Consider the following 12787-nt stretch of genomic DNA (forward strand, 5'->3'; position numbering starts at 1 on the left):
GTCAGTGCGCCTTCCGCGGAGTGATGATGCGGCTGATGAAGGCCGGGTTGCCGGCCAGGATGCGGCTGTAGACCTCGATGCCGAAGTCCACCCAGTCGCGCATCAGTTCGCAGTAGTGGTAGGTCGGGTGCGTGGGATCGCCGTAGCGGGCGTAGCTCTCGTGGTAGCAGCCGCCGGAGCAGAGGTTGCGGATGCGGCAGCTGTCGCAGCCGGTGCCGGTGCGGTCCAGGCGCTGGGAGAGGAAGTCGTTGAGCTCGGCCTGCTTCACCGCGCCATGCACGTTGCCGAAGGTCGGCAGGCTGGAGCCGGTGAAGCGGTGGCAGAGGTTCAGCCCGCCCTTGTGGTCCACCGCCAGCATCTTCAGCCCGGCCCCGCAGGGCAGCGCCTTCTTCTGGCCCTCGTGGATGTCGGTGATCAGCTGGTGCAGGTTGGAGAAGCCGATGTTGCGGTTCTCCAGCGCCGCCTCCAGGTAGCGCCGGCCCAGGGCCTTCATGTTGGCGAACACCTGCACCAGCTCGTCCGCCGTGAGGTTGAAGCTGCTGATGTCGCCGGAGGTGACCGGAGCGAACCCCACCTCGGCGAAGCCCAGTTCGTTGAACAGGTGGTCCCAGATGGTTTCCACGTCGGTGACGCCAGTGGTCAGCGTCACCCGTGCGCCCACCGGGCGGCTGGTGTAGCGCGACAGCAACATCTCCACCTTGCGCCGGACCACGTCGTAGGTGCCCTGCCCGCCCACGGTGATGCGGTTGCGATCGTGCACCGTCTTCGGCCCGTCGATGCTGATGGACAGCCCGAAGCGGTGGGCATTCAGCCAGTCGACGATCGCCTCGGTGAGCAGCGTGGCGTTGGTGGTCATGACGAACTCCACCTGCTTGCCCGCAGCGGCGAAGCGGCGCTCGCAGTAGCCCACCATGTGCTCGATCAGCGGCCGGTTGGAGAGCGGCTCGCCGCCGAAGAACACCACGCTGTAGCGGGCCTCGTCGGGGGACTCGCGCAGCAGCATCTCCACCGAGGCCTCGGCGGTTTCCACGGCCATCTTCTTGCCAGCCGAGGGCTTGTCGAGGTCTTCCTTGTAGCAGTAGGTGCAGCTCAGGTTGCAGCCGGTGTTGACGTTCAGCACCACGGTGTTGAGGGCGGTGCGGTCGACCTTCTTCAGGCCGATCTCCGGCGTCAGCGGCGAGCCGTCGCTCACCACCTCCAGCGCGATCAGCTCGCGCAGGGTCTCGTCGATCTCGGCCCCGGCGAAGCGCCCGCCGAGGCGTTGTACCAACTCCTCGGGCGAGCAGCCCTGCTGGCGCAGGGCGTCGATGATGCCCCCGGTCAGCGCGTCGGTGGCGAACAGCGAGCTGCTGGGGATGTGGAACAGCATGCGGTCGGCGTTGACCTGCACCTCGTGCAGGTTGCGTTCGACCAGATTCAAGATTGCGCCCATGGCGACCTCCTGGAATTCGTCCCGATTCGTTTCGAATCCGGGCGGGGCAACCGCCCTGCCCGGCCACAGCACTCGGACACCTCTAAAAACTGCCTACGTTTCTAGAGGCACCCGCTCAGGGCAATGGCGGGTTGTTCCAGCGCTGGACGGTGACGATCAGGTGGCCTTCGCCCTTCTGCCCGCCCTCCTCCAGCTCGGCGATCACCTTCAGGTTGCCGGCGTTGTTGGTCATCATCTTGCGTTCCGGGTTGGGGCCGGCACCGCCGGGCACGAAGACGCCATCCTTCTGCATCACCCCGGCGAACTTCACGTCCTCGTCTTCCTTGGCCCGCTCATCGAACGGTTCCACCGACCATTTCGCCGGCAGGTAGCCGATGCGGTAGGCCTTGCCAGCGGCGTCGGTGCCCCAGGCCTCGGCCTCGAAGCGGCCCTGGACCTTGGGCGTGGAGCCGCCGTTCTCGCCGATGCGGGCGATGGAGAACGCGGGCACCACCTTGACCTCGGCAATGTCCTTGTAGACCGCCAGGGTCACGCCCTTGAGCGCGCCGACGGACACCTCGCGCAGGCCGGGGGCCGCGTCAGCAGCCGCCTTCACCTTCACCCGCACCTGGTCCGGGGTGCTGTCCAGCACCTTCACCACCTTCAGCCCGGCGCCCAACTGCGGCGCGCCCGAGAGGCCGCTGCCCACCAGGGTCAGCTCGGTTTCGCTGCCGGCCTTGACCTGCGCCGGCTGCACCGCCAGGAGCCGGGCCTTGCCCTGCTTCGCGGCGCTGAAGTCGAGGCCACGCTCGTCGTGCTCGCTCTCGAACATGCGGCCGGTCATCTGCCCGTCGAGGGCGGCGAAAACCTGGCGCAGGGTGGTGTCGCCCACCTTCAGGTTGCCGCGCCATTCATAGCCGTTGTAGAGGATCGCCGAGCCGCTGCCAGTGAACGGCGAACCGTCGGCGTACTGGCCCTTCACGTCCACCTTGAAGGTGTCGGCACCATCGGCGGTCACGGTCATCACGCCGCGCACATCACCCTTGGCGAGCATGTGGCCGCTGAAGCTCCACTGGCCCGGCAGCACGTCGGCCTTGGGCCGGGCCTTCTGCCAGTCGGTCCAGGCCTGGCTGTCCAGCGGGAAGCGCTTGGCCAGGTCGGGCACGGTCTGCTTGAGGGCGATGTCCAGCCAGTCGCGGTCGCGGGATTGGGCCTGGTATTCGAGGGACGGCCACTGGCCGAGGTGGAAGTTGACCAGGTGCTCCCACTCCTTCGCCGGGCGCCGCTGCAGGGCGACACGGGCACCGGAGTGACAGCGACCGCACATCTGGCTGAGGTGATCGTCGAACTGCTCGACGGTGTTCAGCCGACGCTCCATGGCGTAGCGCACGCCGTCGGTCTCACTGGGCGCCAGGCCCTGCTTGTCGGCCAGGTACTTGACCAGGGTGCGACGCTCCTCGTCGCTGATCTTCAGGCCGTGCATCACCTGCATGCGGGCGATGCTCATCAGCCAGCCTTCGGGCGTCTTGCGCTGGTGGCTGATGCGGCTGTAGGTGTCGTTGCCCTCGGGGATGTGGCACCCCATGCACTTGGACTGGAGGAGCGCCGGCCCCTCTTCCGCCCCATGGGCCTGGGCACACAGCAAGGCTGCCAGGGTCAGCACCAGGCTGCCCGCTTGCCGCCGGAGTCGAGTCGTCTTCAAGGTCAGACCTCCACGGTTTTGTTCTTATGGGTCGCGCCGAACCGGGCGGCACAACTGTCGCTGCCGATACAGGATGTGTGCCACTTCCGGTAAACCCTTATGAATCAATATCTTGAGCGCACAAAGCGGCTTCACCAGGGCTGTGGCGAAACACCGCATGCGTCTAATTTCGAGACAGGCTGTCCCAGCCTGAGACGCCGCCACGGTGACACCCGAGCGCAGCGGGCGCGGCTGTTGCACGGGTTGTCTCACGCCGTCTCAAAGTGCAACAGCCCCAACGCGCCGGTGCCCACCTCATCGGCGCCGCAGGTCACGGCAGACGGCGCCTGGCGCCCTCGCGCGCAGCTTGGCATGGCGGTTGCCCCATGGCGGTTCACCTCCTTCCCTGACAACAAGAGAGCGAACCCATGTCCGACCAGCTGCCCCTCCTGCCGGCCACCCGCGCCTTCCTCGACCGCCCGCTGAAGATGCTCATCGGTGACCAGTGGCAGGACGCCGCCAGCGGCGCCACCCTGGACTTCCGCAACCCGGCCACGGGTGACGTCATCGGCCGCGTGCCCTCGGCCGCTACCGAGGACGTGGACCGCGCCGTGCGCGCCGCCCGCCAGGCTTTCGATGACTCTGCCTGGAGCCGCATGCGCCCCCGCGAGCGGCAGAACCTGCTGTGGCGCCTGGCCGACCTGATGCAGCGCGATGCCCGGCAACTGGCGGAGCTGGAATGCCTGAACAACGGCAAGAGCGCGGCAGTGGCGCAGGTGATGGACGTGCAGTTGGCCATCGACTTCCTCCGCTACATGGCCGGCTGGGCCACCAAGATCGAAGGCAGCAGCGTGGACGTCTCCCTGCCGCTGATGCCGGACGACCAGTTCCACGGCTTCATCCGCCGCGAAGCCGTCGGCGTGGTGGGCGCCATCGTCGCCTGGAACTTCCCCCTGCTGCTGGCCTGCTGGAAGCTCGGCCCGGCCCTGGCCACCGGCTGTACGGTGGTGCTCAAGCCAGCGGACGAAACGCCGGTCACCGCCCTCAAGCTGGCCGAACTGGTGCTGGAGGCGGGCTACCCCGCCGGCGTGTTCAACGTGGTGACCGGCACCGGCCTGAACGCCGGCGCCGCCCTCACCCGCCACCCGGGCGTGGACAAGCTGACCTTCACCGGCTCCACGGAGGTCGGCAAGCAGATCGGCAAGGCCGCCATGGACAACATGACCCGCGTCACCCTGGAGCTGGGTGGCAAGTCGCCGACCCTGGTACTGGCCGACGCCAACCTGCAGGACGCCGCCGCCGGCGCCGCCACGGCGATCTTCTTCAACCAGGGCCAGGTGTGCTGCGCCGGCTCGCGCCTGTACGTGCAGCGCAAGCACTTCGACAACGTGGTGGCCGACATCGCCGGCATCGCCAACGGCATGAAGCTGGGCAACGGACTGGACCCGAGCGTGCAGATGGGCCCGCTGATCTCCGCCCGCCAGCAGGACCGCGTGACCGGCTACATCAACCTCGGCCGCGAGCTGGGGGCCTCGGTGGTCTGCGGCGGCGAAGGTTTCGGGCCGGGGTATTTCGTCAAGCCGACGGTGATCGCCGACGTCGACCAGAAGCACCGCCTGGTGCAGGAAGAGATCTTCGGTCCGGTGCTGGTGGCCATGCCCTTCGACGACCTCGACGAAGCTGTGCGCCTGGCCAACGACAACCCCTACGGCCTGGGCGCCAGCATCTGGTCCAACGACCTGGGCGCCGTGCACCGGATGATCCCGCGCATCAAGTCCGGCTCCGTGTGGGTCAACTGCCACAGCGCACTGGACCCGGCCCTGCCCTTCGGCGGCTACAAGATGTCGGGGCTCGGCCGCGAGATGGGCGCAGCCGCCATCGAGCACTACACCGAACTCAAGTCGGTGCTGATGCGGTTGTAAAACGAATGTTCCCCCTGGCCAGGACGGCCAGGGGAAATGGATCACGGCTCAGGGCGCAGTGAGTTAATGAACAGGATGGTCGGTGCATCAAGGTCCGAAGTTATTGCTTTGTGCTGGTTATCCAACATCAGGCCGTGCTTTTTTGCTTGTTACTCCAACGACAACTCGGCAATACCGAAACAAGGGAATACCAGCCACCAATAAAAATTATCAGAATAAAACCCCAACGCATTAACTACTCTCCTGACACGATGCAGGCTTCGCCCCGCAGAGTGCATGACAATTGCAATGTGCAGCCTTAGAAAACCGACTTGCCGGGGAAGAAAGACAAAGGCGGATGGGTTGCCTTCCATTCTTTTGCAAACGCCTCGGCTTGCTCGATTTGTTCCGACCCTAGTTGCTCAAGAAGCTTGGGCTTGAAATCTTCAACAAACGAAACGGCACCAACTCTACCATCCAGTTCTTCAAGCAGTATCAGGAAGCCATAAGCTCGGACAAGGTCGAGAGGAACGCCATAACCCTCCGGATTATGCGAGAGCAGCTGAACATAATCCATAATTGAACTGGCACTTCCTTTTTCAACCGCTTTCTCTATCCAATAACGGACATGCTCCTCATCGCCCTGCTCGCGAAAACAGGTTTGATAATATTTCATAGACTCGACATAGCCCCCTTTTGCAGAAGCCTCTAGAAGCTGGCAAGCTCTTTCCGAGCGTTTCCATGGCGGAAAGAAAAATCCATTTCCGTCTTGGTAGTACATAGCGAGATCATGCTGGGCCTCTGCATAACCAGCCTCGGCGGCTTTCTCCAACCATTCGATATTATTGGTCAGGTAATACAAGACATACATTGCCTCGGCATCCCCCTGAGCGGCCAATGCCTTTGCCGTTTTCCGGCCCAACAGCAACCAATCCCTGGCCGTCTTACCGCCTGCCGAACAATTGCTCATCGTGGCGCACAAATCAGAATCGACTCCTGCAAGTCGATACATCGCGTAATAGTCGCCTTGGACGGCAGCAGCGGCGTACCATTTATAGGCCTCCGCAGTTATAGAAAAATCTCTCTGCAGAATTTCCTCCGCCAAGTAATATTGAGCTTCGGAATCTCCCGCCTCAGCGGCAATAAGCAGGTAGGGGTCGGTCACTTTATATTGCTTGTACAGTATTATGCCGCGTTCTTTGGCAGCCAACTGCCCAACTGACAATTGAGCCATACCGAGACACGGAAACAGCAATAGCCAAGTCAAATTTGCTAGAGCAACATACCAACGCATTAACTACTCTCCTGACACGATGCAGGCTTCGCCCCGCAGAGTGCGTGACGATTGCAATGTGCAGCCTTAGAAGCCCAGTTTATCGGGGAAGAAAGACAAAGGCGGATGGGTTGCCTTCCATTCTTTTGCAAACGCCTCGGCTTGCTCGATTTGTTCCGGCGTTATTTTCTCAAGAATCTTAGGTTTGAAATCCTCAACAAACGAAATGGCACCACCTCCACCATCCAATTCCTCAAGCAGTATCAGGAAGCCATAAGCCCGGACTCGATCCAGAGGAACCCCATAAAGCTCCGGGGTATGCAGGAGGAGTTGAACATAAGCAATGGTCGTACCGGCATCACCTTTTTCAACTGCTCTTTCTATCCAGTAGCGAATACCTGCATTGTCACCTTGCTCGTCTAGGCACTCCTGATAACGCTCCATTGCCCGAATGTAGCCTCCTTGCGCAGCTTCTTTTAGTAACTGGCAAGCTCTTTCCAAGCGCTTCCACGGCGGAAAGAAGAATCCGTTTCCCTTCTGATAATACCGGGCCAGATCATGCTGAGCCTCGGGGCTTCCAGCTTCGGCGGCCTTCTCCAGCCACTCGATCTTGGTGGTCAGGTAATACAAGACATACATTGCCTCGGCGTCACCCTGTTCGGCTAATGCCTTGGCCGTTTCCCGGCCCAAGACCAACCACTCCTTGGCCGTCTTGCCGTCCGATGAACAATTACCCATCACAGAACATAAGTCGGAACCCGCTCTTGCAAGCCGGTACATTGCGTAATAATCACCTTGAGCGGCCGCAGCGGCGTACCATTTATAGGCCTCTGCAGTTATAGAAAAGTTTCTCTGACGAATTTCCTCCGCCAAGTAATATTGAGCTTCGGAATCTCCCGCCTCGGCGGCAATAAGAAGGTAGGGGTCGGTTTCCTTATACTGGTTATACAGTACTATGCCGCGCTCTTTGGAAACTTGCTGCTCAGGGCTCAATATTGCAGCCTGACCTGTAAGCGCCACCGTCAAACCAAACAGAGCAATAACAATACGCGGCATACCTTAGAAACCCAGTTTATCGGGGAAGTAAGACAAAGGCGGATGGGTTGCCTTCCATTCTTTTGCAAACGCCTTGGCCTGCTCGATTTGTTCCGGAGTTAGTTGCTCAAGAAGCTTAGGCTTGAAATCTTCAACAAATGAAATAGCAGCACCTCCACCATCTAACTCCTCTAGCAAAATCAGGAAGCCATAGGCCCGTACAAGATCTAGGGAAACCTCATAGCGTTCAGGTTTATGCGAGAGCAGCTGAACATAATCAATAACTGTATCGGCATCCCCTTTTTCAACTGCTTTTTCTATCCAGTAACGAATACCTGTATTATCTCCCCGCTCGTAAAGGCAGTCCTGATACAGCAACATTGACCGGATATACCCCCCCTGTGCAGAAGCTTCTAGCAACTGACAAGCTCTTTCCGAGCGCCTCCAGGGCGGAAAGAAGAATCCGTTACCCTTCTGATAATACCGAGCCAGATCATACTGAGCCTCAGGGCGTCCAGCTTCAGCGGCTTTCTCTAGCCACTCAATCTTGGTGGTCAGGTAATACAAGACATACATTGCCTCGGCGTCACCCTGTTCGGCTAATGCCTTAGCCGTTTCCCTGCCCAAGACCAACCACTCCTTGGCCGTCTTGCCGTCCGATGAACAATTACCCATCACGGAACATAAGTCGGAACCCGTTCTTGCAAGCCGGTACATCGCATAATAATCACCTTGAGCGGCTGCAGCGGCATACCATTTATAGGCTTCCTCAGTCATATAGCGATTATTGAAGCGAAGGGCTTCGCCTAGAAAATACTGTGCTTCTCGGTCTCCCGCTTCCGCCGCCTCTTTTAAATAAGGCTCGGCACTTATTGCTTTATGTTGATTATACAACATCAGCCCTCGCTCTTTTGCCGCCTGTTGCCCCAACGACAACTCAGCAACACCTGCACAAGGAAACACCAGCATCCAAATAAAACTTATTAAAACAATACACCGGTGCATTTACTACTCTCCTGGACCGGTATAAATTACACGCTTACTTGACAAGTAAGTAACGCCATAAAAATTGCTTCGCCGACAATATTTATCAGAAGAGGCCGACAGCACTTTCACAACCTCTTTATAAGACGCTCTTATCCGCTCGCCATCGACCCTTTGGCGCCCTAGTGCCCCTGCCACTTTTTCCATGAAATCATCCATCCGCAATCGGTTTTCGCAGTAGCTTTGTCCAGATTTTTTCTCGCGCGTACCAAAACGGTTCATACGGGAACACGCTTCAACGAATTGCCGCTGGGCCTGAGTCAGGGTGTTACTGCTCCGAGCAGAGGAAACTATCCACCGCAGCACCCGTTCGATGGCTCTTTGCTGCAGCAGGAGACATCCATCTTCGTCATACCCGCCCATCGAGATTTCTTCGGCTTGAGCCGTGCTGGCTGGGTCAACTACGTTGGGCGCCTTGCCATCCTTAATTAACTGCCCTTCTCCAAATTTAGCTGTGTCGACAGTGTCAGCTAAATCAAACGCCTTCGGCGGGCTCAACAAAGTCATCAGGAGCGGCCCTAGGGCTTCCGGAATAGCGTCAACAAACCATTGGCTAAGTTCGCGCTGGTTTTCGTAATTGAGAATGGCGTGGGCAATCGGCCCGCCCTTGCCGCTGCTGGTCAGGGCCTCATAGAGATTGCCGACCACATCGGCGCTGCGGATGGCCAGCAGGCTGACCATGCCCACATCGACCCCCAGGCCTCCCAGCAGGTTGAGCTTGCTGAGCCAGGCGAAGGCGTCGCCGTCGATCCATTCCAGGTGGTGGTAGTTGTTCTGGCGCAGTTCCCGGCGGACGAGGTTGATCAGTTCGCCCACCGCTTCGTAGCCCACGGCGAAGGAGAACGCGCCCTCTGCTCCGGGCCCGGCGATGACGGCGGCCTTGAGGCGCAGGATCAGGCAGCCTTTTTCCAGCGACAGGCCTACCTCGCCTTTCAGCCCAAGCCCGGCAGCAACGGACAGGCTGGCCTGCAACTGGGCCAGCGTCAGCCAACCATCGGCCGGGGACTCGCCATTGGCCAGGTTGGGAGCCTGGCGAATCAGTACGAGGTGCTTGGGCGGCGCCCAATTGAGGGCGCCGGTCAGCTTGATGCCGGCTTGCACACCGGCAAAGAGGTTGAAGCTGCTTTTCAGCCCGTCCTTGAGTTGCACGTGCTCGCCTGGTCCGGAAAGCAGGGTGCTGCTGTCCGTCCGCTCGGCACTCAAGGTGCCGGGCCGGCGAGCCTGTTGAACCGTGGATACGTCTGCCCCGCTTTGCCCAAACCGAGGGGATAGGGAGAGCTTGCTGGAGAGCATCAGAGCGGCACCTGCGAAACCCCAGGCCCTCGCCCCCAGGTGCAGCGAGAAGCGCCCGATGTTGAGCTGGGCAGGTTGCTTCTGGTGGTTGAGGTAGGCCAGCTTCAGGTCTTTGGCCGCGCTACGCTCGGGCAAATCAAGGCGGAACAGTTCCACCTCGCCCTGGGCAAGGTCGAGCTCCATGGACACCTCCGCACTGGCACTCAAGCCGCCCGTAAGACTGAAGCTCGGCCCCTTGAGGCTCTTGACGGTGTGGACATTGCCCCGTGGCGGCATCAGACAACGCACCAACTGAGCCTGGGATGTCGGGTTGAACAGGCGCAAACGCCGGCGCATGTCGTCGCGGAACACCAGTTGCCGCAGCCGCTCCCCCCACTCCTTGCGGTCACTGGCTTTCTGAAGGCTGTCGACCTGGTAGCCACGCTTACCTTCCAGATAACGGTGGAAGCGCTCGACGTCGAACCAGCCCTCAGGCTCGAACCAGGGCCCCTGATCGGGCACCTCCACGGCGCCCACCTCCTGGAGCCAGATTTTGAATTCGCTTTCGGCGCGTTCGATATCAGCGTTGTTGGCGGTAAAACCGGTGAACTTGGCTCTGGCTTTCGTTTGCACCGGCAGGAGCTTGCGCAGGACTTCCAGGCTGAAGTGCCGCAACGGAAGCCCAGGCGTATCAGGCAGGCTCACTTCGCGCAGAGGGAAATCGGGCCTCACCAGGCGCTCGACCGGGCGAGGCGCGAATTGCTCGGGCTCCCAGAGCAGGTGGCGACTGGGCTTGCTGTTCCTGACGTTTTCCGCTGCTTCTTTTTGCAAGGTGCCGAGTTCGGCATCCAGCATGGCCCATGCTTTTCGCTCGGCATCGAACAGCCCATTGGGAGGCCGGATGTTCTCGCCGGCAGCCCGTACCCATTGCTGGTACTTGGTCAGCAACTGCTGTTCGATGCTTTGCTGCTGCCTCATGAGGTCGAGGTAGCGAGTGAAGTGCTTGACCCCCAAGGTGGGGTCGGTGTTGCCAAGGCCGATCAGGGCGAACTCGGGCACCGCCAGGCCGTAGTCGGCGACGTCAAGAATGGCATTTACATAAGCCGCAAAATCGAGAGCGTCCTTGTTCTCGTCGCGCCACTTCAGGTAGCTGTTCAGCTTTCCCTGGCAACGCCGACGGCAGGCGTGGGCCTCCTCGAAGCGCCGGCTGGACTCGATCAGCAGCTGTGTCAGCTGCTTGTAGTTGGCGTCGAGCCGCTTTTTTTCTTTGAGGTAGGGCCCGCGCACCTTGAGGTAAGCCTGAACAGCATCGCGCGCCGCAAGGGCTTCGGGGCTGAGCAGGTGACCACTCTCAAGCTTGTAGCCGCGCGCCTCGGCATTGCGCACGGCTGTTTTCCTGAGGCCCAACCACTCGTCGATCTCTTTGAGGCGCTTGCGATGATGCGCAAAGGCCTGCATCCGCGGATCTGAAAGGATCATCGCGCGTTCATAACCCCAGGTGTGTTCCATATGAGGGAATCGGCTCTCGAACCCCTGCATGCGCGCTTGTTCATCACCGGCCAGGAAGTAACTGAGCCTGGGTTCGAGGAAGTACTCGAGCAGCCCACTTTCATCGAGCCCTCGCTTTCGATCATCTGGCGGCAGGCTTGGGCTCACCAAATCCCCCAAATGACGGGCAGCCTCTTTGATCGCCACCTCGGCGCGCTGGGGAAGTAACCAGAATGCTTTCTCCTTGGTGGCATAGAGCACGCTGGAGAATCGGGGCGAACACCCGGGGGGCGCGGTTTTCTTGAAACACTCTGAAGCCCGGCTTTCCGTGGCCTTGGCCCGCGCTGGCAGGTCAAGCACATCCGACGGCTTGCCGTTGGATGAAGCCGCCGGCTTTGCTGCAGCTTGAGGCTGCTGGGGCTTGGCACCTGCGCGTTTGGGCACACTCAGGTTCCAGCCCACCTGTATGTGATCACTGCCACGAATGAACGGATTGAGCTGGCGCAGCTCTGCAAGCGTGCAGTTGTAACGCTCGGCGATGCTTCCAAGTGTTTCACCGGGCTGAATCTTGTGATTGGTCGTTTCCATGGGGAGTTACCTGAACGCTTCCGGAGCAAGGTCGCGGAGAAGATCCACTGTGATGAAGGGCTCGTTGGGTTGCTGCAGGATGGACATGACCGAGGCTTGCTCAGCCAGGGGCCCACGACGCAGCAATGGCCCCAGCTTCATCAGCCAGCGCCCTTCGTAAATGCCGTGATCGACGAGCAGTTCGAGGTCATCGATCACGCCTGGCAGTTGCTCGGGGGTGTAACGCCCGAATACGTCGTGGTGGCTGTCGAGCCAGTACAGCCAGCGCAGTACCCGCTGCGTGGGCAATGTCTGGGGCGAAAGGAAATAACGAAGCGAAGGGTCAACGACTCTCTCTGAAGGAGTGGGCGACCAGACGAGGCCATCATCCTCCGTGTAGCCCAGCAAACGTGTCGGGAGGGATATGCCAACAGAGAACCAGGGACCGTAAAGCCCTTGGGGCTGGGTCAGGGCGTAGGCTCCCCAATAGTCAGGGCGATAGAAGGGCAATACGCTCTGGCCGCCAGAGCCATCGTCCACCATCAGGAGGTGACGCGCGTGCTTCAGCGCTGCGTGCTCATCGCTGGCCTGTATGGCGACGCCGGCATGCTGCTCCCGGCACAGCCGCAAGCACAGGGCTTCGAGAGGGCTACCCGGAAGCGCTTCCAACCACAAGGCTCCCTGGTCGGCAAACGCTTCATGAGGGGTGCCGTTGAGGAGGAGCCGAGGTTGGCCAGGGTCTTCCTGGGAATAGACCTGCTGAAGCAAGTCGGGCACGCGCTCCAGATCGAGAATGAAGAATCTCTGCCCGGGGTGATCGGGCATGGCATCCCATGACTGCCTCGCGTCCTCCATCAATCGAAGGAGCTCATTCAACCCCGCATACATGGGCAATCCTCCCGGCTGCAAGTACCGCCACTGCGCTTACCGCACATCGGTCCAAATCCTTTGTTGGGGAGGGGGGCCAGATTTGGGGCTCCAGCCCGATCACGGTCAGCCGATGCTGGTTTTCCCGGCAACAACACGTTCAAGCCGGCGCCGTCTCCCGGGCTGCCCCCTGAGTTCAGGTTGATGCTGGCGCCGCTGAAGGTGACACCGCCGGGGTCGAGCTTGAG

The 12787-nt window shown here is 60.6% G+C and carries 8 protein-coding genes; 1 reads left to right on the forward strand and 7 read right to left on the reverse strand.

Annotated features, from left to right (window positions below; genetic code table 11):
- Position 1: 1 nt before the first annotated feature.
- On the reverse strand, positions 2-1432 hold the full coding sequence (gene peaB / locus A9G05_RS23090) for a quinohemoprotein amine dehydrogenase maturation protein (protein WP_069563174.1): 1431 nt from the start codon (positions 1430-1432) through the stop codon (positions 2-4).
- A 115-nt stretch (positions 1433-1547) separates the two neighbouring features.
- Positions 1548-3113 (reverse strand): quinohemoprotein amine dehydrogenase subunit alpha, encoded by a 1566-nt coding sequence (peaA, locus tag A9G05_RS23095; protein ID WP_069563175.1) that lies wholly within the window; start codon positions 3111-3113, stop codon positions 1548-1550.
- A gap of 407 nt (positions 3114-3520) precedes the next feature.
- Here peaA and A9G05_RS23100 point away from each other — a divergent pair, with 407 nt between their 5' ends.
- Positions 3521-5014, forward strand: coding sequence for an aldehyde dehydrogenase (locus A9G05_RS23100; protein ID WP_069563176.1), 1494 nt, complete (start codon positions 3521-3523; stop codon positions 5012-5014).
- 298 nt (positions 5015-5312) lie between these two features.
- Here the strand turns inward: A9G05_RS23100 and A9G05_RS23105 are convergent, their stop codons facing one another.
- From A9G05_RS23105 to A9G05_RS23125, 5 genes are all read right to left on the reverse strand, one after another.
- Positions 5313-6287 carry a tetratricopeptide repeat protein gene (locus A9G05_RS23105; RefSeq protein ID WP_069563177.1) on the reverse strand — a complete coding sequence of 325 codons (975 nt, stop codon included), beginning with the start codon at positions 6285-6287 and terminating at the stop codon, positions 5313-5315.
- A 66-nt stretch (positions 6288-6353) separates the two neighbouring features.
- Positions 6354-7322: a tetratricopeptide repeat protein gene (locus tag A9G05_RS23110; RefSeq protein ID WP_069563178.1), complete on the reverse strand. Its 969-nt coding sequence runs from the start codon at positions 7320-7322 to the stop codon at positions 6354-6356.
- 3 nt (positions 7323-7325) lie between these two features.
- Complete coding sequence (locus tag A9G05_RS23115) at positions 7326-8306, reverse strand: tetratricopeptide repeat protein (RefSeq protein WP_069563179.1); 981 nt, start codon at positions 8304-8306, stop codon at positions 7326-7328.
- 3 nt (positions 8307-8309) lie between these two features.
- Positions 8310-11693 carry a LysM domain-containing protein gene (locus A9G05_RS23120; RefSeq protein WP_069563180.1) on the reverse strand — a complete coding sequence of 1128 codons (3384 nt, stop codon included), beginning with the start codon at positions 11691-11693 and terminating at the stop codon, positions 8310-8312.
- Positions 11694-11699: 6 nt separating this feature from the next.
- Positions 11700-12560 carry a DUF4123 domain-containing protein gene (locus A9G05_RS23125; protein ID WP_069563181.1) on the reverse strand — a complete coding sequence of 287 codons (861 nt, stop codon included), beginning with the start codon at positions 12558-12560 and terminating at the stop codon, positions 11700-11702.
- Positions 12561-12787 lie beyond the last annotated feature (227 nt).

The sequence above is a fragment of the Pseudomonas sp. ENNP23 genome (assembly GCF_001728945.1).
GTDB lineage: Bacteria > Pseudomonadota > Gammaproteobacteria > Pseudomonadales > Pseudomonadaceae > Metapseudomonas > Metapseudomonas otitidis.

Coding starts and splice junctions, on each gene's coding strand:
- peaB (WP_069563174.1), bottom strand. CDS start 1,432: ATGGGCGCAATCTTGAATCTGGTCGAACGCAACCTGCACGAGGTGCAG.
- A9G05_RS23100 (WP_069563176.1), top strand. CDS start 3,521: ATGTCCGACCAGCTGCCCCTCCTGCCGGCCACCCGCGCCTTCCTCGAC.
- A9G05_RS23105 (WP_069563177.1), bottom strand. CDS start 6,287: ATGCGTTGGTATGTTGCTCTAGCAAATTTGACTTGGCTATTGCTGTTT.
- A9G05_RS23110 (WP_069563178.1), bottom strand. CDS start 7,322: ATGCCGCGTATTGTTATTGCTCTGTTTGGTTTGACGGTGGCGCTTACA.
- A9G05_RS23115 (WP_069563179.1), bottom strand. CDS start 8,306: ATGCACCGGTGTATTGTTTTAATAAGTTTTATTTGGATGCTGGTGTTT.
- A9G05_RS23120 (WP_069563180.1), bottom strand. CDS start 11,693: ATGGAAACGACCAATCACAAGATTCAGCCCGGTGAAACACTTGGAAGC.
- A9G05_RS23125 (WP_069563181.1), bottom strand. CDS start 12,560: ATGTATGCGGGGTTGAATGAGCTCCTTCGATTGATGGAGGACGCGAGG.